Raw genomic sequence first — 24,385 nt, forward strand, 5'->3', positions numbered from 1 at the left:
TTTCTCAAATACATTGAGTGGCTTTGGTTATCTTTTTTGTTGTAGAAGCACGAAAGTGTTGTTTTTTTGTTCCGATGACCATAAATAGACGAGAGATCCCAAGAGGGTTGGTCCACAGGTGGTGATGAGCCATTGGCAGAAAATGGCTGAAATAATGGCCACGATGTTGATGCCGGTAAGGGAGAAAATAAAGACCCCAATGGATCCTCGGATGCCCAGGTCGGCCACGAAAAATGAGGGAATTACTGTCACCATGAGGTAATAGATGGCGAGCGGGGCCATGATTTCAGAAAGCGCTGTAGTGGGTGAAAAAAATTTAAACCACAGGAGCAGTTGTGCTGCAAAGCAGATATAACGGGCAGCCGTGAGTAAGGAGAGCAAGGCCAGGCGTGTGCCAGTGACCATTTTCAAAGCATTTTGAATTTTGAGGATGATGGCTTTCAGGGAATCCGGTCTGATGAAACGATGCCAAATCCAGATGCCCGAGATGATGAGCGCCATCATCCAAGCAGCATGCGTCAGGTTGACTGCCGAAAGGGTGGTTTGAAAGGGGTTAAAGAATATCAAGGCCGTTAGGCCGCCAATGGTGATGATGAGCGATAGGAGTATTCCGCCTAAAAATCCCAATATCAACGCTTTTAGTCTTTTCTCTTTGGGGATTCCCCACAGTCGACCGGCCGGTTCGCCCAGTCGTGCCGGGGTAATGGCGCCCACGGTGGTGCCCCCTAATGTTTGCCATATCGATTGACGGAGCGTTTGGTGATGGATGGTTAGGATAAGTGCATGCCATTTTGTCGATTCGAGCATGAAATTGATCACTTGCAACACTATTTGCATCAGTGTGAATGCGATAAAAACGCCCAGCCGATCGGATGCCGTTTTCACGATGGCATCCCAATTTTGAAATCCCCACAGACGCCATCCTACATAAGCAAATGCCATCCCGGAAATGGTGATGATGATGCTTCGGTTGAGAATGTTGCGACGGGGTTGCATGAAAGATGGGGCTGTCTTAATTGATCGATTATGAAATCTCTTTTTTGATAGGGTTGACAAGAGGAAAAATGATGAACGACAGTAATCCCAGTACAACCACCAGCAGGTTTTGTGCCCCATGCAGCAGCAGTGCGAAGGCGTATGCCGGTTCGCTGGTGACGCCGTACATGGCCAATGTGGCAATGACCATGGCATGCCAGGGGCCAATGCCGCCCTGTACGGGTACCAACATGCCCAGGCTTCCGGTTACCAAAATTACCAGGCCTGCATTAAGGGAGAGTCCCGATGTGGCCGGTAAAGCAAAAAAACTCACGTACTGCATCCCAAAGTACATCAGCCAAATAAACAGGCTGAAAAAAAGATAAAGACTTTTGTTTTTAAGCTGTCGTACCGATAGAAAGCCCTCGGCAAACATCTGCCATACCCCCCTGATTTTCTTAACCACGCGCCATTGTGCAATGAATTTCCGAAGTGCATAAATGGTGGCGGTAAGAATTATCAATCCCATCAGGCCCCATCCCCATGGGAACGAGGCTACCGAGCTGCTTCCCAGTTTATTGCCCAGGAATTTTGTGAGCATTGAAAATTCGATGCTGAGCGCCAGTGTTATCACCAGTATCAGCATCACCAGGTCGGTGAGTCGTTCGGCAGCCACGGTGCCCACCAGTCGGGTGAACGAAATTTTTTCGTGTCGGCTCAGCACGGCGCAACGCGTTACTTCGCCCATGCGGGGGAGCACCAGGTTGGCCAGGTAGGCCACAAACACGGCCATGGCAGTGTTGTACCACTTGGTGCGTTTTTCGGCCTGTTCAATGAGCATTTGCCAGCGCAAGGCTCGAGCCAGGTGGCTCATTACACCCAGGAACAGCGATAGCCATATCCAGTTGAAGTTGACTTCGTTTTGGATAACATCGAGCAGTTGCATCGGGTTTTGGTCGTGGTACAGCCATATAAAAACGCCTGCTCCGATGGAGAGGAACAATAAAAAACGGAGGATTTGAAGGATTTTCTTTTTCAATGGATGAATGCTTTTAACGTGGAGTCGCGAAGAAATAACTCCAGGTGGTCAGTGCGAAATTAATTCAACAATCGCCTCTTTTTTTCCTGTTTGGATGATTTGGCAAGAGGGGTGTGTTGATGTTATATTTGTGTGAACCCTTTATAAATCGTGGTCGGGCAAGGGAATAATTGTACCTTTGCCGCGCAAAGATTGCGCAAGTTTAGTAAAGTTATCCCTTTTCGCCAAGTGGCGACACAAAACCGATTGCATGAAGCAGGTAAGAGCCAAGAAACATCTGGGGCAGCATTTTTTAACCGACTTAACCATTGCCCAGCGCATTGTGGAGAGTTTGTCGACCGGGGTGCCGGTGATTGAAGTAGGACCCGGGATGGGGGTGCTGACCCAATATTTGGTTCAAAAGCCCGAGATTGATTTGCGATTGATTGAGATAGACACCGAGTCGGTGGCCTATCTGCATGCCCATTATCCGGCGCTGCAGGGGCGCATCATAGAGGGCGATTTTTTGAAGCTTGAGTTGAGTGCCTTGTTTAGTGGTTCTTTTGCTGTGATCGGAAATTTCCCTTACAATATCTCCAGTCAGATATTTTTTAAGGTTCTCGAGTATCGCGATCAAATACCCGAAGTGGTTGGCATGTTGCAAAAGGAAGTGGCCGAACGTTTGGCTGCGCCTCCGGGAAGCAAAACCTATGGCATCTTGAGCGTGTTGTTGCAAGCGTGGTACGATATTGAATATCTTTTTACGGTAAGCGAGCACGTATTTTCACCCCCTCCAAAGGTTAAGTCGGCTGTCATTCGTCTGAAACGTAACAGTTGCACCCATTTAGGCTGCGACGAAGTGTTGTTTAAGCAAGTGATTAAGGCAACTTTTAATCAGCGACGCAAAACCATTCGTAATTCGCTGAAGGCGATTGCTTACAACCGGGAGTCGTTTCCCGATACTCCGCTCCTCAACGAGCGTCCCGAGCAACTCTCAGTGGCTCAGTTTGTGGAACTGACCAATTTGGTGGCTGCACACCAGTGTTGATAAATGATTAGTCAATGTCGTTAAGTGAGTGCGATTCACAAAAGAGACAAGAAGATGATTATACAAACGACAGATAGATTAGACTGAATAGGCGAAGAGAACGGTTCTAAACAACTGTTTTCTTGTCATCATCTGTCTCTTATACTGGCGTCTTTTTCTCTTAACTAAACGACATTGAATCATTAGTATTCATATTTTTAATGATTGCCCAATGCCAAACATGACCACTTTTGATCTGACACGTGAGTTTATTGATTCGTTGCGCGAATTGATTGACCATCATGATGAAAAGGCGGTGTTGGCATTGTTGGACGATTTGCATCCGGCCGATATTGCCGAAATATACGGGGAGCTTGATCTCGACGAGGCCAAGTACATTTATTTTTTGCTCGATGATGATACGGCCGCCGATGTGCTGACCGAGTTGCCCGAAGATGACAAGCTCCGTTTTCTCGAAAGCCTTCCCAGTGAAGTCATTGCAAAACGGTTCATCGACAAGATGGATTCGGATGATGCTGCTGACGTGTTGGGGCAGCTCGATTCCTCTACACAGCAGGAGGTGCTTTCGCACATTGAGGACATAGAGGTGGCTGGCGACATTGCTGATTTGTTGACATACGACGAGCACACTGCCGGAGGTATCATGGCCAAGGAGCTCATCAAGGTGCGTGATTCCTGGAACATGAACACCTGCATTCGCAGCATGCGTCAACAGGCCGAAGAGGTAGATGAGGTGTATTACGTGTACGTGGTCGATAGCCGTGATGTGCTGAAGGGGACGCTTTCGCTGAAGCGTTTGTTGTTGAGCCCTGAAGACATTCAGATTCGTGATATTTTAAATGAGGATGTGATTTCGGTGCGTGTGGATACATCTACCGATGAGGTGAGTAACATCATGGACAAATACGGCCTGGTGGCGCTTCCGGTGGTGGATGGCGTGGGGCGTTTGGTAGGACGCATTACCATTGACGACGTGGTGGATGTGATGCGCGAAGAGGCTGAGAAGGATTATCAGTTGGCTTCGGGGATTACCGAGGATGTGGAAATATCTGATAGTGTGTGGATTCATACCCGTGCCCGTATTCCGTGGTTGTTAATCGGCTTGTTGGGCGGTGTACTTGGTTCGCGGGTGATTGGAGGCTTCATTGGGATATTGGGTGAACACCCGCATTTGGCACTTTTTATGCCTCTGATTGGCGCCATGGGGGGTAATGTGGGCATTCAGTCGTCGGCCATCGTGGTGCAGTCGCTGGCCAGTGGTTCCATGGGGCTCGATACCAATTGGGGCAAGTTGGTGAAGGAGCTCACCATTGCGTTTTTAAATGCCACGGTGCTGTCGTTAATCATGTTTGGATATAACTACATTGTCGATGCAGGATGGCCGCTGTCGTTGACCGTTTCGGCAGCCATGTTTTCAGTGGTTGTGTTTGCATCCATGTTTGGCACCTTTGTACCGCTTCTGCTTAAGCGCATTAATATTGATCCGGCCGTGGCCACCGGCCCTTTTGTTACCACGTTGAACGACATTATTGGAATGTTTATTTATTTGACGTTCGGGGCGTTGTTTTACGCGTTGTTGTTGTGATGTGGATGTGGTAGAGACGCGCTATAGCGCGTCTCTGCGTGATGACGTTTAATAATTATAACCCCAACAATTTTCTAATTTGATTTTCCATTTTTAATGGCGATGTGATAGGAGCATAGCGTTTTACCGGTTTTCCCTGACGGTCGAAAATGAATTTTGTGAAATTCCACACGATGCGACCTCCCAATATTCCCGGCAATTCTTTTTTGATGTGTTTGAATAGGGGATGAGCCGAAGAACCATTCACATCTACCTTGTCGAACATCTGGAATGAGACCCCGTAATTGAGCAGACATCCCTCTGAAATTTCTTTAGCACCGCCGGGTTCTTGGTTTCCGAATTGGTTGCAGGGGAATCCCAAAATTACCAGGCCGTATTCCTTGTATTTGTTGTAAAGCGTGTTCAGGTCGGCGTATTGGGGTGTGAATCCGCATTTGCTGGCGGTGTTGACCACAATGACAACTTTACCCTTGTAGTTGTCCATGCTGATTTCTTTTCCTTGTAAGGTTTTGGCGCTGAATTGATAAATGTTGTTGCTCATGGCTCGTTTGTTTTAATGTTTTAATGTGTCGTTCGCGATACAAATATAAGAAGAATAATGTCGCATGCGACATAGATGATTATTTTTTCAAATAATTAACGGTTCATGCGTTTTTTTGATAACATGGATCGAAGTGGCCTCCCAATAAATAGGTAGGTGAGAATTGTTGTGTAATCAGTGATTATGGACGATTTATGAGTATTCGGACGGTAGATTGATGTTTTTTGGGGTAAATTTTTCACCACATTAAGCGATTGTAGGAGCAATGCATGAGACCTATTTTTGTAATGAAAGTTTTGGTTTTTAATCAGGTAGTTTTTTGATAATACACTCCGTGAATGGTAAAAAGTTGCCACACGGAGTGTTTATCGCACTTTGCATTTTCTCAATCTGTTTTCTCCTATTACATTTTCGTATTGTCCGGGCATACAGGGTTTCACGTCCTCCTGTGTGCCCGGTTTTTTATGGTACAAAAAAAGCCCCACGGCAATGAGTGGAGCTTTTAAAGATGTTTTATCTGATTGTTTTTAATACACCGCTTTGGCCACTTCGCGGACGCTTTGGGTTGCCATGAGCGTGTAGAAATGCACAATTGGGACGCCATTTTTAATCAGGTCTTTGGCTTGCATGGTGCACCAATCAATGCCAACACGAGTCACTGCTTCGTCGGTTTTGCATTTGCGCATTTCCTTTGCAAAATCTTCGGGTATGTCCACATGGAATATTTTGGGAAGAACCGTGGCCTGATTCATAAAGGTGATCGGTTTTAAACCCGGAATGATAGGGATGGTGATGCCTTCGGCGCGACATCGGTTGACAAAATCGAAATATTTTTGATTGTCGAAAAACATTTGTGTAACAATGTATTCGGCGCCGGCTTCTACTTTTTTCTTGAGCCAGTAAAAGTCTGCATCAAGGTTGGGAGCCTCATCGTGTTTTTCGGGATATCCGGCCACTCCAAAGGCAAACGGGGTATCGAGTGGATTGCCCATGCTGCCGTCGATGAACTTGCCGGCATTGAGGTCGGTTACCTGATGAGCCAAATCAATGGCATTGGCATTGCCACCCTCGGCAGGTTTGTAAAATTTGTCCATCCCCCCTTTGTCTCCCCTCAGCACCAGGATGTCGTGTATGCCCAAATTGTTGAGTTCTATCAGAGCTTGTTGGGTTTGAGTACGGGTAAAGCCGCTGCAAATGATGTGAGGCACCACCTTCACGTTGTATTTTTGCATGATGGTTGCGGCCATGGCCACGGTTCCCGGCCGCTTGCGTTCAATTTTGCGTTCGTAAAGGCCGTTGCCAACACTGACAAAGGTTTCTTCGGAACGGTGCGAAGTGATGTTGATGAACAACGGGTTGAATTCAATCAGCGCATCAATGGTGTTGAACACCCGGTCGATGGAATTCCCTTTGAGGGGAGGCAACAGCTCGAATGAGAAGGCTGTGCTTTTCGTGTGGTTGATTAGCTGGGCTACTGTCATTGTTTTTCTGTTTTTTTGATGACATAAAAAATGAGCTGCAAGATATCACGAATGGCCATTCGTGATATCCGGCAGCTCAAAAAAACATTCGATGCTTTACCAATCAGCTTAATAACAGTGTTGTTTCTTTTAGATATGAAGATGTCAAAACGATGAGACAGAAATGAGATGATGCAAGACTTTTTTGATCTGTTTTTTTATCTCTTTAGTCTAATCTATCTGTCTTCAGTCTAATAATCTTCATGTCTTTTATTTGAATGAACTAAACAACAGTGAGTTGTGCCTTGTAGTTATTTATAGGCTAAGTTGAGTGGAATCCATTTTTCGGTTTCTTCCGGGCTGACGCCTTTGCGCCGGGCAAGATCTTCTACCTGGTCGGCACCAATTTTGCCTACGCCAAAGTAAACCGCTTCGGGATGAGCCAGATAAATGCCACTCACGGCCGCCGTGGGGTACATGCTGAAGTGTTCGGTGAGGGTGATTCCGGATTTTTCTTCCACTTTCATCAGGTCAAACAGTTTGCGTTTTTCGGAGTGATCGGGGCAGGCAGGATATCCCAGTGCGGGGCGTATGCCTTGGTATCGTTCGCGCACAATTTCGTCCATGGAGAGACTTTCGTTGGCGGCATAGCCCCAAAACTGAGTTCGCACGCGGTGATGCAGCAGCTCGGCAAAGGCTTCGGCCAGTCGGTCGGCAACAGCTTTGAGCAGGATGCTCTTATAGTCGTCGTGATCTTTTTCGAACTTTTCAATCCATTTCTCGATGCCGATGCCGGTGGTAACGGCAAAGCCCCCAATGTGATCGAATTTGCCACTCGATTTTGGAGCCACAAAGTCGCTTAGGCAGAAATAGTTGGTTTTGCCGGCCTTTTCCTGTTGTTCGCGAATGTGGCAGAAACGGGTGAGAACCTTGGTACGCGATTCGTCTTCGTACACCTCAATGTCGTCATCATCGACGCTGTTGGCTGGGAAGATGCCAAACACGGCGTTGGCTTGCAGCATCTTATCCGATATAATACGGTCGAGCATTTGTTGGGCATCGCGGTACACATTCAGGGCTTCGAGGGCCTTGATGCGTTCGTCGCCTTCTTCGTAACCTTCCAGCCAGACCTTTTTCGAAGCCTCGTCGGTTACTTTATCTACCCCGTCAAAATTGCCTTGCAGGCGCCATGCGTGGAAAAAGAAACGCCAGTCGATGTATTTTCTGATTTCGGCAATGGGGTAATCTGTCAGGGTATGCACGCCCGCAAATTCGGGTAAATCGAAATCGACTTGATTCCAGTCAATTTGAAATTTCTTTTGGCGAGCTTCGGCCAGTGAAACCAGGCGGATGTTGGTTTTTCGGTTGTTTTGTTCACGCAATGCTTCATATTCGGCACGCGTTTCGGCAATGAAGGTTTCTTTGTCTTTCGAAAGCAAGGCGCTGACCACTTGCACGCTTTTTGAAGCATCTTTGACGTACACCACGGGGTGTGCATAGTTGGGCTCAATTTTGACGGCCGTGTGGATTTTGGAGGTGGTGGCACCGCCAATCATCAGGGGCATGGACATGCCTCGACGTTGCATCTCTTTGGCCACATGCACCATTTCTTCGAGAGATGGGGTGATGAGACCACTGAGGCCGATGATGTCGGCATTGTGTTCGATGGCGGCATCCAAAATTTTGTCGCAAGGCACCATCACGCCCAGGTCGATGATTTCGTAGTTGTTGCATGCCAGGATGACGCCCACAATGTTTTTGCCAATGTCGTGTACATCACCTTTCACGGTGGCCATGATAATTTTGCCGGCCGACGTTGAAGTGTTGCCACTGGCCGCTTTTTCGGCTTCGATGAAGGGCTGCAGATAGGCCACCGCTTTTTTCATCACGCGGGCCGTTTTCACCACTTGGGGGAGGAACATTTTGCCGGCGCCAAATAAATCGCCCACGATGTTCATGCCATCCATCAAGGGGCCTTCAATGATGTCGAGCGAGAAGGGGTATTTGGTGCGAGCTTCGGCCAAATCTTCTTCTAAAAAGTCAGCAATGCCCTTTACCAACGAGTGGTTGAGGCGTTCCTGCAGAGGCAGCTCACGCCATTTGAGCTTGTCGTCGTCTTTGCCGGCCAGTTTCTGGTCTTTAATTTTCTCGGCAAATTCAATCAGCCGTTCGGTGGCATCGGGGCGTCGGTTGAGAACCACATCTTCCACCAGTTCGAGCAGGTCTTTGGGTATCTCATCATAAATCTGCAACATGCCGGGATTCACAATGCCCATGTCCATGCCTTCTTTGATGGCGTAGTAAAGGAACACCGAGTGCATGGCTTCGCGCACCACGTCGTTGCCGCGGAACGAGAACGACAGGTTACTGACCCCGCCGCTCACACGGGTGTATGGCAGGTTCTCCTTTATCCATTTTACCGATTTGATAAAGTCAACGCCATAATTATTGTGCTCTTCGATGCCCGTGGCAATGGCCAGAATGTTGGGGTCGAAGATGATGTCTTCGGCCGGGAATTGTACTGTTTCAGTGAGTAGTTTGTAAGCCCGCGAGCAGATTTCTTTGCGTCGTTCCAGATTGTCGGCCTGCCCCTTTTCGTCGAAAGCCATCACCACCACTGCTGCGCCATATTGCTTAATTTTTTGGGCATGGGCAATGAATTCTTCTTCGCCTTCCTTGAGGCTGATAGAGTTGACGATGGCCTTGCCCTGCACACATTTGAGGCCGGCCTCGAGCACTTCCCATTTGGAACTGTCGATCATCACCGGCAGGCGTGATATCTCGGGGTCGGAAGCCATCATGTTGAGGAACGTCACCATTTCTTTTTTGGCATCGAGCATGGCATCGTCCATGTTCACGTCAATGATTTGCGCGCCGCCTTCGACCATGTCACGAGCCACCGACAGCGCCTCTTCGTATTTCTCTTCTTTGATAAGACGGGCAAATTTCTTGCTGCCGGCCACGTTGGTGCGTTCGCCCACGTTCACAAAGTTGATTTCGGGCGTGAAAGTAAATGGTTCCAAGCCGCTCAGTCGGGTGGTGTGGTCGAGGGGTCGAGGGTGGTGTATTTTTGCTTCGTGAATAATTTTGGCAAAAGCCCGGATGTGGTCGGGAGTGGTGCCACAGCAGCCTCCCAAAATGTTCACCAGCCCGCCGGAGAGATATTCTCTGATTTGACGGGTCATCTCTTCGGGGGTCTCATCGTATTCGCCAAACTGGTTGGGCAATCCGGCGTTGGGATAGGCACTGATGAAAAATGGTGATTTTTCGCCCATTTCTTCAATGTAGGTGCGCAGGTCGGTGGCGCCAAATGAGCAGTTCAGACCCACTGACAGCAGGTCGATGTGTGAAACCGAGTTTAAGAAGGCTTCAATGGTTTGTCCCGAAAGGGTTCGGCCGCTTTTGTCGGCAACGGTTGCCGATACCATGAGGGGGAATTTGGCAATGCCGCGGCTTTTAAGTTCTTCGTTAATGGCCACCAGGGCTGCTTTGGCATTGAGGGTGTCGAAGATGGTTTCGACCAGCAGAATGTCCACACCACCATCGAGTAGCCCTTTGACTTGCTCGCGATAGCAGTTACGGAGGTCATCAAAACTGACGGCTCTAAAAGCCGGCTGGTTCACGTCGGGACTCAGCGAGGCCGTTTTGTTGGTGGGCCCCAGGGCGCCGGCCACAAAACGAACGCGGTCGGGGGTGCTCATTTCATCGGCCACCTTGCGTGCGAGAAGGGCTCCGCGGTAATTGATGTCATACACCAGGTGTTCACAGTGGTAGTCGGCCTGAGAAATGGAGGTGGCGTTGAATGTGTTTGTTTCGATGATGTCCGAACCGGCCTCCAGATATTGACGATGGATGGCTTCAATCACATCGGGGCGTGTGAGTACCAGGATGTCGTTGTTGCCCTGCATGGGGTGAGCATGATTTTTTAGGATGTCGCCTCTGAAATCCTCTTCTTGTAGTTTATATCGTTGAATCATGCTGCCCATGGCGCCATCGAGCAAAAGCACCCGCTCGCGCAGGGCGGTATAGAGTTGTTCGTTCCGGTTCATTCTTTGATGTTTGTATGGTTTTGTCGGCTTAAAACTAATAGTCCCCTTCGTTATTTTGATGTTGAAGGTTCCGGAAGCTGTTGCGACAGCCCTTAGTTTTATAAGCATTGCAAAGATACAACCCCCCTGTCATTTCCGCAAATGAGCTGATTCTATTTCAATTATCGTTGCCGGTCGTTTTTTTCCGTTCGTCAAAGAATAATTTTTTGTTTTCGATAAACTTTTTAGATTTGTGGCAAATTGTACATCTCCTGAGATTTATGAAGAAAATATTATGGGTGGCCGGCCTGATGCTGGCCTTGTTGACTGCATGTGATTCGGAAGCCGGACAACAGACTGTGACCGGAAATGGCGTTTTAACAACCGTGACACGTGACTCTGAGACTTTTTCAAAAGTTGAAACCACCGGCGACATCACGGTGATGTATCTCAAGGGTAGTACGCCTTCGGTGAAAATAACCTGCGATGAGAATCTGGCTGATTACATCGAGACTTCCGTCAATGGGAATCAAATGTCTGTGAAGGCTAAGTCGGGCGTTGTGTTGACCTCTAAAAATTTGATTCGCGTTTTAATTACATCACCTTCGTTGAATACCATTGATTTGTTGGGTTCCGGCATTGTGAGTGCCGATGAAATGACAGGGCAAAACATTTCTGTGACCATCAATGGCACCGGCCGGTTAAGTGTTAAGAATATGACAACTGCCAACCTGGATCTTAAAGTTTATGGGAAAAGTAGCGTGGCCATTGGTGGTGTTTTTACCAACATCACTTCTTATGTGAAGGGCGATGGCAATGTGGTTCTCACAGGCACCAACGCCCAAACCCATACCTTGACCATGGAAGGGAAAGGTGCTGTGAAGTGTTATGATTTGAAATCGACCAATGCCAAGGTGGTTCAAACCGGTGCTTGTACGGCCGAACTTTCGGTTGCTAATAAATTGGATGTGGATGCAGCACAGGGTGCTTATCTTTATTATAAAGGGAGCCCAACGATAACCGCCAATTTGCACAATTCGGCTAAGATGATTGAGAGCAACTGATCGCTGTCAGGTTTTTCAAAATATTAGTGATACGGCACCCGATGAACCATAAATGATTCATCGGGTGTTGTGTTTTTTTGAAGTTGTGGTTTGCCTTGTTTGTTGGGAAAGCGCCCTGCTTGACGATTAATTATTAATTTTGACGCCTTAAGAACAGACACAACGTGAAGATTCATTCAGGACTCAGCGATTTTAAAGCCCATCGGCCAGTGGTGACCATTGGGATGTTCGACGGGCTACACATGGGGCATCGTCAGTTGTTGCAACAATTGGTGAGCTGTGCTCGTGAGCGCGATGGCGAATCGGTAGTGCTTACCTTTTGGCCCCATCCGCGCATTGTGCTCAATAATGACCCCGAGTCGTTGCGTTTCCTGACTTCGCTGGAGGAAAAAACACGTTTGTTTAGTGAGCTCGAAATTGACCATTTGGTAATTATTCCTTTTACACTCGATTTGGCAGCCTTGACAGCCCGGCAGTTTACGCATCAGGTATTGGTTGGCCACATTGGGATGGTGCACGTGGTTGTTGGCTTCAACCATCGTTTTGGGAGTGATTCGCGTGCCGTGTTGCCCGATTACGAAGGCATGGGTCAGGAGATGGGTTTTGGAGTGACCAGAGTGGGAGCTGTGTCGTTTTGCGATTTGAAAGCCAGTTCGACAGCGATTCGTAATTTGCTCAACAAAGGAAATGTGGAAGATGCAGCCCGGCTGCTGACTTATCCTTATCGTCTTACCGGGCGAGTGGTGGGCGGAAATCGGATGGGTCGAACCATACAATATCCGACAGCCAATATTGAGGTGGAGGATCCATTGAAGTTAATTCCTGCTGTGGGGGTGTATGCTTGTCGCGTCATGGTGATGGGCAGACATTATGGCGGGATGATGAACATTGGGTTTCGTCCCACGCTTCAATCAGCCGTGGCTGTTAAAACCATCGAAGTGCATCTGTTCGATTTTTCCGGCGATATATATTCCGAAGAAATTGTGGTTGAATTCATTTACCGAATTCGTAACGAAGTGCAGTTTGCCGGTTTAGGTGCGCTTAAGGCACAGCTTTCAGAGGACGAAAAAGTAGCTCGGGAGTTGTTGGCCGGTTATGAGTAGTTGTCTTAGGCATGTCTGTTTATGACACTGGGCAATGCGATGCGCAACCTGTATGCTTACGACAGGAACAGTGATGGCGGGGGGGTATCCCATCGCTAATAAAAAATCATTCATCATGGCAAAAATCCTGATTATTCGTTTTAGTTCCATTGGCGACATTATTCAATGTATGTCAGTCACATCTGGCATCCGACAGAAGTTTCCTCACGATGAACTTCATTGGGTGGCACGCCGTGATATGGCGCCCTTGTTACGTATCGATCCCAATATCACCCGCATTTGGGAGCTTGACCGAAAGTCCGGATTGAAAGGTCTGTTGAATCTGGCTTTTGAGTTACGCCGTCAGGGTTTTACCCATGTGTACGATGCGCACAGTAATATTCGTTCTTCGATTTATAAGTTGGTGATTTGCCCGTTAAGTGCCTTGTTCGGCTTTGGGAGTCCCTTGTTGGTGACGCGTCATAAACATCGGGTGAAACGGATGATGCTTTTTTCGTTTGGCATCAATCGTTTTCCCAAGCCTTTTCGGGCTTTTAAATCGTTTCAGAAGCCGCTCGAAAAGTGGAGGATACATCAGTTTCCAATCAACTCAAAGACGTGGCATTTTGATGCCGGATTGCTCGAAAAAGTTAAGATGTTGATGGATTATCAGCCGGGACGTCAACTCACGGCATTGGTTCCCTCGGCTGCGTGGGAGTTGAAGCGCTGGCCGGTAGCTTATTGGCAGGCCGTGGTGGCACAATCATCTGACCGGTATTTTGTGGTGTTGGGCGGTCCCGACGACCATTTTTGTGCCGATATTGCCGGTGTTGCACCCAATCGGGTGATTAACCTGGCCGGTAAGACCTCGTTGTTGGAGAGTTTTGCCGCCATTTATCTTTCCGATTATGTCATTAGTGGCGACACCGGATTTCTACATGCTGCCGATTTGTTTGGTAAACCCGGCATGGCGATTATTGGGCCAACGGCATTTGGTTTCCCCACCGGACCTCAAATTAAGGTGATGGAGGTTGATTTGCCATGTCGCCCCTGTACCAAGGATGGCAGTACCCGTTGCCGCATTGCCGAAAAGCGCAAGTGTCTGATGGATATCCGTCCCGAGCTGGTGGTGGCGCAGATGAAGGCGACGATGCGTTAACCTTTTTCGCAGGTTAAAAATTTCTCGCGCCAGGCATCCGGAATCTGCATGGTTTGATGGTCGCTCGTTCTGAAGCACACCATTGTTGACTGGCAGGTGGCTTTCAGTTCACCTGTATGGCTGTCCACCACGTGTTGTAGCATTTTAAGGCTTTTATTTCCTATTTCATCAATTTTAGTGCGCACTTCAATGATGTCATTCAGCCGAACCGGCGACACAAAATTAGTGTAGATGGATGCAATGACAAGTGCGGTGTCTTTGGTAAATAACTGCCCGTCGAATATCTGTTTGAAATACTGTACGCGTCCCAGGTCGAAGTATTCCTGATATGTGGCATTGTTAACGTGGCCAAAGGGGTCGATGTCGTTGAACCGAATCTGAACCGGAAGGCTCATTGGAAAATGGATGGGTTGGTCGGTCATGGCGATGATGTTTTTTAGGGTCTGATGATTTTCACTTCACCGGAGGCTCCCAATTTGATGATGCCCGAAGGGGTTGCTTGTTTTGTTTCGTTTTGGCGGTGCATCACCACGTAATCCACGCCTTTTTTAATGATTTCCGATATCTCACTAAAGTTTCGCGGCGATGGTTCACCGCTAATATTTGCCGATGTGGAAACGATGGGTTTTTTGAATCGCTGGCACAAGGTTTTTGAAAATGGCTCGGAGGTGATGCGGATGCCAACGCTGCCATCTTCGGCAATCAGTTTTTTTGCCAAATTTTTGGCTCCGTCATAAATGATGGTCATTGGTTTGTCGCTCAGGTCGATGAGGTCGTATGCGACATCGGGTACGGTGTCGACGTACGAAGCCAGACGTGCCGCGTTGTCGAGCAGTATCAGCATGCTTTTGCTGTCAATGCGACGTTTGAGGTCGTAAATGCGTTTCACTGCATCGCCATTGGTGGCATCGCATCCTATCCCCCAAATGGTATCGGTAGGATAGAGGATGATTCCTCCTTTGTGTAAGACGTCCAGTGCGTTGTCGATATCTTGTTTCATTTTTTCTAAATTTGTTTTTCAATGGCTACATGGAACTTATTGGCAATGATGCTCCTGTATGTCGGAGTGTTTGACGAGGCTCGTTTCGTCTTGTTGCAATTTGCTATATGTTGGCTGACATGTTCAAGGTATTCAATTATGTCATTTTATTTTCCACAGAGTAGGAATAAACGCTGAGGTGCAAAGGCGCTGATTTGGTATGAGTAATAGATCGCGTTTAAATCATAAATGCAGATAACTCCGAAGCATTATATCGTCGGTGTGTCTGGATTGTGTGCTCTATGGGAATTTTATAAACAACCCGAAAAGCGTTGTCGGTACTTTTCGGGTTGTGTGATGATGAAATTGTGAGTTTCTTAAACGGCCACATGGAAATCGCGCAATGCATCGTTGAGCGACGTCTTGGTGTCTGTTGATTCTTTTCGTTTGCCAATAATCAGTGCTGCAGGTACCTGGTATTCACCTGCAGGGAATTTTTTGGTGTACGTGCCCGGGATAACAACCGAACGCGGTGGTACATAACTTTTGTATTCAATGGGTTCGTTGCCCGATACGTCGATGATTTTTGTCGAGGCGGTGAGAACCACATTGGCGCCCAGAACTGCTTCTTTGCCCACGTGGCATCCTTCTACCACAATGCAGCGAGAGCCAATAAACGCATTGTCTTCGATAATGACCGGAGCGGCCTGTACCGGTTCCAAAACTCCCCCAATGCCAACGCCTCCGCTCAGGTGAACGTGTTTGCCAATTTGGGCACAGCTGCCAACTGTAGCCCAGGTGTCCACCATTGTCCCCGAGTCCACATAAGCGCCAATGTTGACGTACGATGGCATCATAATCACTCCGGGAGCAAGGAAGGATCCATAACGAGCCACAGCAGGAGGAACCACCCGTACCCCCAGCTGCGTGAAGTTGGTTTTTAGGGCAATTTTATCGTGAAATTCAAAAATACCAACCTCATGGGTTTGCATCTGTTGAATGGGGAAATACATCAATACGGCTTTCTTAACCCACTCGTTGACTTGCCATTGCTCCATGCCCGTTGGTTCAGCTACGCGTATCTGCCCCTTGTCTAACATTTCTAAAACCTGACGGATGGCATCCTTGGTTTCGTTTTTTTCAATTAGAGTCCGGTCGTTCCAAGCACTCTCAATGATTGGTTTCAGTTGATCGATCATTGTTCAGTTATTTTTTTGCCAAAAGTAGCTGATTGCTTTTGATAACACAAGTGTTTGACAAGGGGCGGATGGTGAACTTTTTTCCTTCAGATGCTGTTTTTATAACACGATTGTGTCATTTCATCGACACCTTTATTAACTTGTTGCGATGGGGCTTTTATGGCCGTTGCTATTAATCTCATTTTATATGGAACCTCACAGACGTATAACCAAACCCGATTGGCTCAAAATACAACTGCCCAATACTGCCGATTACAGTTGGATGCATAAAACGATCAGAGATAATCATCTTCATACGATATGCACCAGTGGCAAATGTCCAAATGCCGCTGAATGTTGGAGCAAGGGCACGGCTACATTCATGATTTTGGGGAACATCTGTACCCGTGCCTGTAAGTTCTGTAATGTGCCTTCAGGTCGCCCATTGGCTGTCGATATGAATGAACCGTTCAAAGTAGCGCGTTCCATCCAAATTATGAAGTTAAAGCATGCCGTCATCACCTCGGTCGATCGCGATGATTTGGAGGATGGTGGTGCATCTGTGTGGGCAGCCACTATTCGTCAGGTTAAAGAGATGAATCCCGGTATAACCATGGAAGTGTTGATTCCCGATTTTAACGGTTTGCATCACCTCATTCAACAGGTCATTGATGCCAAGCCTGAAGTTATTTCCCACAATCTGGAAACCGTTCGCCGGTTGACGCCTCAAATACGGTCGAAAGCCAAGTATGATTTAAGTCTTAAAACGCTTCGGTACATTTCCGATAGCGGGATGGTCACCAAGTCTGGAATCATGTTGGGATTGGGCGAGACATTCGAGGAGGTGTTGCAAACCATGGACGATCTCCGATCTGTGGGGGTGCAGGTAATGACTATCGGGCAATATCTGCAGCCTTCAAAAGATCACCTTGCTGTGGTGGAGTATGTTAGACCTGAAATATTTAATTCTTTAAAGGAAGAAGCGCTCAGTCGAGGTTTTGCCTTCGTCGAAAGTGGGCCGCTCGTTCGTTCGTCTTATCATGCCGATGAACATATTCATGCTTTAAAAGTGAAACGTGTTATCTCCTAAATGCCTTTTGATATGTCTGTTATAATTAAATTTGAAGATTTGGGAGTGAGTGATTACCAAACAGTTTGGGATTATCAAGAACGCTTGTTCAACGAATTAATATCCCAAAAGAGTTTACAGCGTTCTCATTCTGAACCCTTCATGACGGATTCCGGTCATCTTCTTTTTGTGGAACATCCCCATGTCTATACTTTGGGAAAAAGCGGGGTAGAGAACAACCTTTTGGTCGATGATGATTTCTTGAAATCAATCAAGGCTTCATTTTTTCGCATCGACAGGGGAGGGGATATCACCTATCATGGTCCCGGGCAAATTGTTGGTTATCCCATTTTCGATCTCGAGCAAATGGGATTAGGGCTCAAATCGTACATTTTTAACCTCGAAGAGGTGATTATACGCACTGTTGCCGATTTTGGCATTGATGGGAAACGCCTCGATGGCGCTGCCGGTGTTTGGCTTGATGTTGACAAGCCTGGCCATACGCGGAAGATTTGTGCCATTGGTGTGCGTGCCAGTCGTTTCGTGTCGATGCACGGCTTTGCCCTCAATGTCAATACTGATTTGAAATATTTCAATTTTATCAATCCTTGTGGATTTGTGGATAAAGGAGTTACTTCCATTCAGAAGGAGTTGGGATTTGATGTGGATGTTTCCAATGTTAAAGAATCCTTGAGACGTCATTTTCAAGAAGTGTTCCATATTTTATGGAAGTGAATATATCTCAGGTCGTTTCCTTTGTTTAAAGGCAATTGTTAAAAACTATTTTGGCAATCGCCCACTATCATTGCTAAAAAAGAGATATTTTAGCAAGAATTTCTTTATAAAGACCTTTTTGAATGGAAAAACGATGGACCATTAAACAACCCGGGGACGAAGCCACCGTACGAGAGTTGGCAGAGTCGCTTAATATTAGCCCGGTGTTGGCCAACCTGCTGGTTCAGCGTGGGGTCACCAATTTTAATGAAGCACGAGCCTTTTTTCGACCACAATTGACCGATTTGCATGATCCTTTTTTGATGAAGGACATGAATCTGGCCATTGACCGAATTGATGAGGCAATACGAAATAATGAGCGGATTCTGATTTATGGAGATTATGATGTGGATGGAACCACGTCAGTGGCTCTTGTTTATTCGTTCCTGAAGAATTATCATCCGAATCTCGATTTTTACATTCCCAATCGATATGAAGAAGGGTATGGCGTTTCAATCAAAGGTATTGATTATGCAGCCGAAACCGGTTGTTCTTTAGTCATTTCTCTCGATTGTGGGATCAAGGCTGTTGAAAAGGTCGAGTATGCGCGTAGTCAGAAGATTGAATTTATCATCTGTGACCATCATACTCCTGGTGATAAATTGCCTCAAGCCGTTGCTTGTCTCGATCCCAAACGACTTGACTGCCCCTATCCCGATAAGAATCTGTCCGGATGTGGGGTCGGTTTTAAGTTAATGCAGGCATGGTGTCGTCAAAATCAGGTCTCCGAAGAGCCACTTTTTGAATTCCTCGATTTAGTGGCAGTGAGCATTGCTTCTGATATTGTTCCTATTGTCGGTGAAAATAGGGTGATGGCACATTACGGACTTAAAAAGCTTAATGCGTCACCATCTACCGGTTTGTCCTCCATCATCAAAATATCGGGAATGGAGGGGCGAGAAATGAATATCAGCGACATTGTCTTCAAAATCGGCCCGAGAATCAATGCTGCCGGGCGAATTGACTCCGGACGCGATGCCGTTGATTTGTTGGTCAGTGAAAACGAGTCGCTGGCCGAAATGATGAGTATTGACATAAACGTGTGCAACGAAACTCGAAAAGATCTTGATCGAAATATCACTCAGGAAGCATTAGAGCTCATTGCTTCTGATAAAAGTCTTTTGAGTCGCAAAACCACAGTGCTGTTTAAACCTGAATGGCATAAAGGAGTTGTAGGCATTGTGGCTTCCCGATTGACAGAGCATTATTATCGTCCAACAGTAATTTTAACAGAATCAAAAGGTTTAGCAACCGGATCTGCTCGTTCTGTCGAGGGGTTTGATCTTTATAAGGCCATTGACGCATGTAGCGATTTGTTAGAGAATTTTGGTGGGCATATGTATGCTGCCGGATTAACATTGAAACCACAAAACGTCCCCGCATTTATAGAAAAGTTTGAGCGAGTGGTTTCAGAATCCATCCATCCCGATTTGTTGGTGCCCCAAATTGAAATTGATGCAGAGTTGCATCTTCGCGATATTGATGATAAGTTTTATCGAATTTTAAAACAGTTTCATCCCTTTGGGCCAGGTAATATGAAGTCCATTTTTGCCACATATGATGTTTTTGATTACGGCACTAGCAAAGCTGTTGGTAAGGAGAAAGAGCACCTAAAACTTGAACTCATTGAAGAGCATTCGGCCGCCATTAAGCAAGGTGTTGCGTTTGGAATGTCGCAGCATTTGCCCCGAATTAAAAATGGGGAAGCCTTTCATGTTTGTTATTCCATTGAGGAGAACATTTTTAATGGCATCACATCTTTGCAGGTGATGGTGCGTGATGTGAAATTCCCTTAAAAAGGCTGATGACTTTATACTAATTGATATCCCCATCAATGGAGAAAGGCAACCTGAATCATCAGGTTGCCTTTCTCTAATTATTTAATTCGAAAGGATTAATTCCCCATTTCTTCTGCGGTGAATTGTTTAACGAGCGATTGTACTGCACGTGCACATCCGGCTCCTCCTCCTTTTGTGTAAAATTTCAAGGTGTACACTTTGGTTTTCCCGATGATGATTCCTGCTGACGTGATATATTTCCCCCCGTCGGCGGTGCTAAATAATACATTGCCAGCATCTAAGAGTTCCATGACGATATTTTCGCCGTTGCCGCTTCCATTTACAATGTTGAAATTGTATTGGCTACGGCTGTTGAGGATGATTGAAAATTTAACCTCTTTCGTGTCACTTTTAATATCAATATTAAAGTCTTTAATGTATTGGCCGTTGCCCATTTCGTTCAATGCCTTTTTGAGTACATCTTCTCCACATTGGGCATTAGCCGTTAAGCTCCCCAGTGAAAGTAAGATCATCAAACTGATTATAACCCTTTTCATGGTGTTCTTTTTAGTGATCATTTGATTTGTTTAGGTTTTTAGAAGCAAATAGCAGGCCAAACTTATTCAATGATAGATTGACGAATGTTTTTAATTTCCTGCATGATTGCCTTCATTGTTTCAGGAGAAGCTTCAATATGACTGATTTCGTTTTGTACAATAATCAAAACACCATCTTTTTCCAATCGTTTAGGTTCTCCAACCTCTGTCGTAATTTTTACTTTGCTATATGCTTCCTTCAGTTTTTCAATCTGACTTGCCAAATTGGCAAAGTTTTCGTCTTTGTTATAGTTGTTTAAGATGATCAATAAGATGTCTAGGATGTCTTTTTGTTCGAGGATACGATCCGACAATTCTTTGTTGTTGGTTTGTTCTACTACGTTAGATGCAATGTAAAGTCCTTCAATCCAAGCTCCTGTGATAATAAGAGTACTCACGTTGCTTCGGTTTTGCTCACGAAGGTAACTGTCCATTTTGTTGAAGCTCGATACTGAAATTTCCATTAAGGAGTCCAGGTTGTTGCTATTGGTGGCCAGTCGTTTTAATGAGTTGAAATCAAAAAATTGACCGACTTTTATTCCTTCAGCCAAATTTTTAATCGACAAAAGGTATGAAACAACAATGTTGTTTTTGTCAAAGATGTTGATGTAACCCAGATCAGCACTAAAAACACCCAAGTTTAAAGCTCTTTTGAAACTGGTATTGTAATCGGTAACCTTATCGGGATTGTTGAGTACTTTTTGAGAGAATTCTACGCCGGTTGATTTAATCAATGCGGCCATTTCAACAGGAGATGAGATGTTTTGAACAACGTCACCAACCAATTCTTCCGATAATTTCAGAGGAGCATCGCTCACCAATGAGTCAGGGAGCGTCAGTTCATCTTTCGATTTTTGTGTTTGACAGGTGGTGCAAGCATTAAATACTTGAAATCCTGCCAGTATAAACAAAGCGGTGCTAATTTTTCTGAGCATGATAATAGAGATTAAATGATTAGTATGAATTTTCTATTTTACTTTGATTTTAACCACTTTATGTCGCTAAGCTTGTCCAATCCTTTTTTTAACAAATCGAAATAAAGAACAGCATATAAAGCGATGGTGATGAGCCAAACTATGCAAATATTGAACCACAAAGTGTCATAGAAGGTGCCGGCAAAGTGTTTTTTTGGGGCAAAAAAATGGGTTCTGAACGATATTGCAGATGTTGGTTGTGGCATTTGATAGATTGGATCCACGTTTTGTATCAAATGTGTCCCGTCTCTCAGGATCTTATTTTTTTCAAATACTTTCCTCACAATATCCGAGATGCTTTCGTTGAAATAGGCATTTTTGATTGCATCAAAATTTTCTCTGTCTTTCGAAATATTGTGGTTGAGCCATTTTTCTTTATAGGTATTTGCTTCAAAAAATTGATGATTATAATGCCCTTTAATACTTTCAAGAGCATTTCGTGTGGCTCTGGCTATTTCTTTCGAAAAACTTGTTTCTGTTAGTTCGGTAATCTCCGGGAACGAAACTGATGGGATACGACTTAATTCTTTACCAATTTCGTAACTAAGAAGTTCAAGATCAGATAGGAATTGCTTCTTATCTTCAGCCTCAGGTGATTTTAGGTACCGTTCACAGTCTTCAAGGATGGATTCCAGTTCGGGTATCATGTAAGCTACTCTAAAATCCGCGTAGCTTTCTTTGAGTTCAACATCGAAAATATTCTTCTTGAATTTGTTGTTGACAAATTGATGAACCACTAATCCCTCGTAAATCCAACGAGAAGGCATGAATTCAGCCACCAAGGGTACTTTGTCTGCAGTGGTTAGATCACGATTGAGTTTATCGAAGGTGAACATTGCTCCCCCTAAAACCATTTGAGGGATTAGCAATAACGGGATAAGAATATAAATAGTAATGATTGAGTTAAATGATGCAGAGATAATCAATCCCAAGACATTTGCAAATGCAGAAAGCGAAAAGAGCGCAAACCAGAATTCAAAGTTCATACCCTTAAATCCAATTACACTATTCCCTACCAATACAAATAATCCCATTTGAATGGCAGAGATGGTAAATATGATGAGGATTTTTGATGCCAGATAACTCGATCTGCTTAAATTGAGAAATGCCTCTCGTTTTAGTATTTTAGCGTCTTTAAAAATTTCTTCAGCGCTGATAATTAGGCCAAAGAACAATGCTACAACTATCCCCATAAAGATATAGGGAGGAATATTCTCATTGTCGCGGAAAATGTAAATATCAGAGTTGGGATCTACAATATATCGAATCAGATATGCCAAGATAAACCCAAGCAGAGGACCTTCCAAGAGGTTAAGGAGGATATATTGCGTATTGCTAATTTTTGCAAAGAAATCCCTTAATGTATAAATCCAAAATTGTTTGAACCAGCCGGGGATATCTAACGTTTTAGGTGGCGCCGTTTTAACATCGGACGAGGTAGGTAAAACAATGTTTTCCTTATATAGACTGTGCCATTCTTCAGGCGATTTTTTTCGTTTATTTGTGTAATTACCATATTCATCAATGACATTTGCGTCAATGATGTTGAAAATCATTTCAGGATTAAGGTTTCCACATGTAGGACATTCTCCGATGTCACTGTTGACCTGTAAATCAAGTCGTTTAAAATAGATGAGCGATTCACCCGGATTCCCGTAATATACAGGGTATCCACCAGTGTCAAGAATAAACATCTTGTCAAACATCTTGTAAATGTCTGATGATGGTTGGTGTATCACTACAAATATTAATTTCCCCTTCAACGTAAGTTCTTGCAGGAGATTCATCACGTTTTCCGAATCACGTGATGATAATCCGGAGGTGGGTTCATCTACAAAAAGAATTCCAGGTTGACGAATTAATTCGAGGGCAATGTTCAAACGTTTTCGCTGACCTCCTGATATCATTTTGTTTAGTGGTGAGCCAACTTTGAGATCTTTTCTCTCAAAAAGCCCCAAACTTTTTAATGTTTCTTCAACAACCTGATTGATTTCTTCTTCAGTCTTGTTTTTGAAGCATAATTTTGCGTTGTAGTAGAGGTTTTCAAATACAGTTAGCTCTTCAATGAGCAAATCATCTTGTGGGATGTATCCAATGATACCTTCTAATTCTTCTTTTTGATGGTGTAGATCGCGACCGTTAATTAGTACATGTCCTTCGGTGGGGGTTTCAATGCCACACAATACATTGAGCAACGTGGTTTTACCGGCACCACTGGCGCCCATAATTCCGATGAGCTTGCCTTGCTCTTCTGTTATGTTGATGTTACGTAAACCAATTCCCCCTGTTTTAAAGCGATAACCGACATTGTCTACAACATAGGAAATTTTTTCCGCTATGGTATCGGACATGAAATGTGACACCACATCGGTATAATAAACCGGTTTGCCGATGGGGAGCCTGATAAAACTACCCTTGGCAAATAGATATATTCGTTTACTGTTAATTAACAGACCGTTAAGTAGTAGGTCTTGCGTCCCGGTGTATCTCAAGAAATAGAGATCCGAGCTTTTGACTCTTAAAATAATTACACTGCCATCTAGTGTTCCTGATAAGATGTGTCGATGCTTTTCTCCAATTTTTTCTTGATCATTAACAATCAGAATGTCTTCAAAGTCAAGTTTCGATAAATCGTTGTGAAGGACAAACGATTCAATAAGTGTAAACTCCTCTTTACTGAACTTGAAAACTTCAGCAACGGTATTGATGATGGCCATGCGCTGGTCGGTGAATTTGCGATCAGCATTCACCAATTCATATAATCTAACCAGCACAACCACCTTCTGTTCGCGATTCAGCTGCTTGTTGATTTTTTTGCAAATTCCAAGAATTCGCACCGAGTCCTTCACCGAAGTGAGTTGCACTTTTCCTTCTTCTTCCGATTTTGCAGCCTTTTCATCGGTTGCATGTTCTAAGAAAAACGCAAAATACTCCTCAACAGCTTCGGCATTCAGTTGCTCTTCAAGGAAATTCTTGACATATTCAGCTTCATTGGAACCGGCGCCACCATCTTGTTTGGCAATGAGGCCAAACAATTGCATTAGCGCCTTTAGAATTTCTTCACTCATGGTTTAATG

General features: G+C 45.3%; 19 protein-coding genes. 8 read left to right on the forward strand and 11 right to left on the reverse strand.

Annotation, left to right across the window (positions count from 1 at the left end):
- Positions 1-27 precede the first annotated feature (27 nt).
- Together LX69_RS08650 and LX69_RS08655 are read right to left on the reverse strand one after the other, a co-directional pair.
- The gene (locus tag LX69_RS08650) at positions 28-996 is read right to left on the reverse strand and encodes a lysylphosphatidylglycerol synthase transmembrane domain-containing protein (RefSeq protein WP_170124305.1); all 969 of its coding nucleotides are present in this window, start codon (positions 994-996) and stop codon (positions 28-30) included.
- 28 nt (positions 997-1,024) lie between these two features.
- Complete coding sequence (locus LX69_RS08655; protein WP_170124306.1) at positions 1,025-2,014, reverse strand: lysylphosphatidylglycerol synthase transmembrane domain-containing protein; 990 nt, start codon at positions 2,012-2,014, stop codon at positions 1,025-1,027.
- A gap of 250 nt (positions 2,015-2,264) precedes the next feature.
- Between LX69_RS08655 and rsmA the strand changes: the two genes are divergently transcribed.
- Together rsmA and mgtE are read left to right on the forward strand one after the other, a co-directional pair.
- Entirely contained in the window at positions 2,265-3,041 is a 777-nt protein-coding gene (gene rsmA, locus LX69_RS08660; protein ID WP_111445526.1) for a 16S rRNA (adenine(1518)-N(6)/adenine(1519)-N(6))-dimethyltransferase RsmA, read from the forward strand.
- Between the two features lie 211 nt (positions 3,042-3,252).
- The gene (gene mgtE / locus LX69_RS08665; protein ID WP_245934978.1) at positions 3,253-4,626 is read left to right on the forward strand and encodes a magnesium transporter; all 1,374 of its coding nucleotides are present in this window, start codon (positions 3,253-3,255) and stop codon (positions 4,624-4,626) included.
- 55 nt (positions 4,627-4,681) lie between these two features.
- Here mgtE and LX69_RS08670 read toward each other — a convergent pair whose 3' ends face one another.
- The 3 genes from LX69_RS08670 to metH all read right to left on the reverse strand — a co-directional run bounded on the left by LX69_RS08670 (position 4,682) and on the right by metH (position 10,676).
- The gene (locus LX69_RS08670) at positions 4,682-5,167 is read right to left on the reverse strand and encodes a glutathione peroxidase (RefSeq protein ID WP_111445530.1); all 486 of its coding nucleotides are present in this window, start codon (positions 5,165-5,167) and stop codon (positions 4,682-4,684) included.
- A 527-nt stretch (positions 5,168-5,694) separates the two neighbouring features.
- Positions 5,695-6,648: a methylenetetrahydrofolate reductase gene (locus LX69_RS08675; protein WP_111445532.1), complete on the reverse strand. Its 954-nt coding sequence runs from the start codon at positions 6,646-6,648 to the stop codon at positions 5,695-5,697.
- A gap of 290 nt (positions 6,649-6,938) precedes the next feature.
- Positions 6,939-10,676: a methionine synthase gene (gene metH, locus LX69_RS08680; protein ID WP_111445534.1), complete on the reverse strand. Its 3,738-nt coding sequence runs from the start codon at positions 10,674-10,676 to the stop codon at positions 6,939-6,941.
- A 260-nt stretch (positions 10,677-10,936) separates the two neighbouring features.
- Here metH and LX69_RS08685 point away from each other — a divergent pair, with 260 nt between their 5' ends.
- The 3 genes from LX69_RS08685 to LX69_RS08695 all read left to right on the forward strand — a co-directional run bounded on the left by LX69_RS08685 (position 10,937) and on the right by LX69_RS08695 (position 13,960).
- Entirely contained in the window at positions 10,937-11,719 is a 783-nt protein-coding gene (locus tag LX69_RS08685; RefSeq protein ID WP_111445537.1) for a GIN domain-containing protein, read from the forward strand.
- Between the two features lie 164 nt (positions 11,720-11,883).
- The gene (gene ribF, locus LX69_RS08690; RefSeq protein WP_245934979.1) at positions 11,884-12,822 is read left to right on the forward strand and encodes a riboflavin biosynthesis protein RibF; all 939 of its coding nucleotides are present in this window, start codon (positions 11,884-11,886) and stop codon (positions 12,820-12,822) included.
- A 115-nt stretch (positions 12,823-12,937) separates the two neighbouring features.
- Positions 12,938-13,960 (forward strand): glycosyltransferase family 9 protein, encoded by a 1,023-nt coding sequence (locus LX69_RS08695; RefSeq protein WP_111445539.1) that lies wholly within the window; start codon positions 12,938-12,940, stop codon positions 13,958-13,960.
- Here the strand turns inward: LX69_RS08695 and LX69_RS08700 are convergent.
- The 3 genes from LX69_RS08700 to LX69_RS08710 form a co-directional block, all read right to left on the reverse strand.
- Positions 13,957-14,382: an acyl-CoA thioesterase gene (locus LX69_RS08700; RefSeq protein ID WP_111445541.1), complete on the reverse strand. Its 426-nt coding sequence runs from the start codon at positions 14,380-14,382 to the stop codon at positions 13,957-13,959. The two genes, LX69_RS08695 and LX69_RS08700, sit on opposite strands and share 4 nt — an antisense overlap.
- A gap of 14 nt (positions 14,383-14,396) precedes the next feature.
- Entirely contained in the window at positions 14,397-14,960 is a 564-nt protein-coding gene (locus LX69_RS08705) for an L-threonylcarbamoyladenylate synthase (RefSeq protein WP_111445543.1), read from the reverse strand.
- A 356-nt stretch (positions 14,961-15,316) separates the two neighbouring features.
- On the reverse strand, positions 15,317-16,138 hold the full coding sequence (locus LX69_RS08710) for a 2,3,4,5-tetrahydropyridine-2,6-dicarboxylate N-succinyltransferase (RefSeq protein ID WP_111445544.1): 822 nt from the start codon (positions 16,136-16,138) through the stop codon (positions 15,317-15,319).
- Between the two features lie 187 nt (positions 16,139-16,325).
- On the opposite strand from LX69_RS08710, the gene lipA reads away from it, so the two are divergent.
- The 3 genes from lipA (at position 16,326) to recJ (ending at position 19,756) form a co-directional block, all read left to right on the forward strand.
- Positions 16,326-17,207: a lipoyl synthase gene (gene lipA / locus LX69_RS08715; protein WP_111445546.1), complete on the forward strand. Its 882-nt coding sequence runs from the start codon at positions 16,326-16,328 to the stop codon at positions 17,205-17,207.
- A 12-nt stretch (positions 17,208-17,219) separates the two neighbouring features.
- Positions 17,220-17,921, forward strand: coding sequence for a lipoyl(octanoyl) transferase LipB (lipB, locus tag LX69_RS08720; RefSeq protein ID WP_245934980.1), 702 nt, complete (start codon positions 17,220-17,222; stop codon positions 17,919-17,921).
- 122 nt (positions 17,922-18,043) lie between these two features.
- On the forward strand, positions 18,044-19,756 hold the full coding sequence (gene recJ / locus LX69_RS08725; RefSeq protein ID WP_111445547.1) for a single-stranded-DNA-specific exonuclease RecJ: 1,713 nt from the start codon (positions 18,044-18,046) through the stop codon (positions 19,754-19,756).
- Between the two features lie 98 nt (positions 19,757-19,854).
- Here recJ and LX69_RS08730 read toward each other — a convergent pair whose 3' ends face one another.
- The 3 genes from LX69_RS08730 to LX69_RS08740 all read right to left on the reverse strand — a co-directional run bounded on the left by LX69_RS08730 (position 19,855) and on the right by LX69_RS08740 (position 24,376).
- A complete protein-coding gene (locus tag LX69_RS08730) occupies positions 19,855-20,295 on the reverse strand; it encodes a hypothetical protein (RefSeq protein WP_111445694.1) in 441 nt (146 codons plus the stop codon).
- A gap of 62 nt (positions 20,296-20,357) precedes the next feature.
- Positions 20,358-21,269: a hypothetical protein gene (locus LX69_RS08735; RefSeq protein ID WP_111445549.1), complete on the reverse strand. Its 912-nt coding sequence runs from the start codon at positions 21,267-21,269 to the stop codon at positions 20,358-20,360.
- A 38-nt stretch (positions 21,270-21,307) separates the two neighbouring features.
- A complete protein-coding gene (locus LX69_RS08740) occupies positions 21,308-24,376 on the reverse strand; it encodes an ATP-binding cassette domain-containing protein (RefSeq protein ID WP_170124307.1) in 3,069 nt (1,022 codons plus the stop codon).
- Between the last annotated feature and the right edge of the window lie 9 nt (positions 24,377-24,385).

Origin of the sequence: Breznakibacter xylanolyticus, from assembly GCF_003254275.1 — a bacterium.
Taxonomy (GTDB): domain Bacteria; phylum Bacteroidota; class Bacteroidia; order Bacteroidales; family Marinilabiliaceae; genus Breznakibacter; species Breznakibacter xylanolyticus.

Coding starts and splice junctions, on each gene's coding strand:
- LX69_RS08730 (WP_111445694.1), bottom strand. CDS start 20,295: ATGAAAAGGGTTATAATCAGTTTGATGATCTTACTTTCACTGGGGAGC.
- lipB (WP_245934980.1), top strand. CDS start 17,220: ATGTCTGTTATAATTAAATTTGAAGATTTGGGAGTGAGTGATTACCAA.
- LX69_RS08675 (WP_111445532.1), bottom strand. CDS start 6,648: ATGACAGTAGCCCAGCTAATCAACCACACGAAAAGCACAGCCTTCTCA.
- LX69_RS08685 (WP_111445537.1), top strand. CDS start 10,937: ATGAAGAAAATATTATGGGTGGCCGGCCTGATGCTGGCCTTGTTGACT.
- recJ (WP_111445547.1), top strand. CDS start 18,044: ATGGAAAAACGATGGACCATTAAACAACCCGGGGACGAAGCCACCGTA.
- LX69_RS08735 (WP_111445549.1), bottom strand. CDS start 21,269: ATGCTCAGAAAAATTAGCACCGCTTTGTTTATACTGGCAGGATTTCAA.
- LX69_RS08695 (WP_111445539.1), top strand. CDS start 12,938: ATGGCAAAAATCCTGATTATTCGTTTTAGTTCCATTGGCGACATTATT.
- LX69_RS08670 (WP_111445530.1), bottom strand. CDS start 5,167: ATGAGCAACAACATTTATCAATTCAGCGCCAAAACCTTACAAGGAAAA.
- metH (WP_111445534.1), bottom strand. CDS start 10,676: ATGAACCGGAACGAACAACTCTATACCGCCCTGCGCGAGCGGGTGCTT.
- LX69_RS08710 (WP_111445544.1), bottom strand. CDS start 16,138: ATGATCGATCAACTGAAACCAATCATTGAGAGTGCTTGGAACGACCGG.
- rsmA (WP_111445526.1), top strand. CDS start 2,265: ATGAAGCAGGTAAGAGCCAAGAAACATCTGGGGCAGCATTTTTTAACC.
- LX69_RS08700 (WP_111445541.1), bottom strand. CDS start 14,382: ATGACCGACCAACCCATCCATTTTCCAATGAGCCTTCCGGTTCAGATT.
- mgtE (WP_245934978.1), top strand. CDS start 3,253: ATGCCAAACATGACCACTTTTGATCTGACACGTGAGTTTATTGATTCG.
- lipA (WP_111445546.1), top strand. CDS start 16,326: ATGGAACCTCACAGACGTATAACCAAACCCGATTGGCTCAAAATACAA.
- LX69_RS08650 (WP_170124305.1), bottom strand. CDS start 996: ATGCAACCCCGTCGCAACATTCTCAACCGAAGCATCATCATCACCATT.
- LX69_RS08740 (WP_170124307.1), bottom strand. CDS start 24,376: ATGAGTGAAGAAATTCTAAAGGCGCTAATGCAATTGTTTGGCCTCATT.
- LX69_RS08705 (WP_111445543.1), bottom strand. CDS start 14,960: ATGAAACAAGATATCGACAACGCACTGGACGTCTTACACAAAGGAGGA.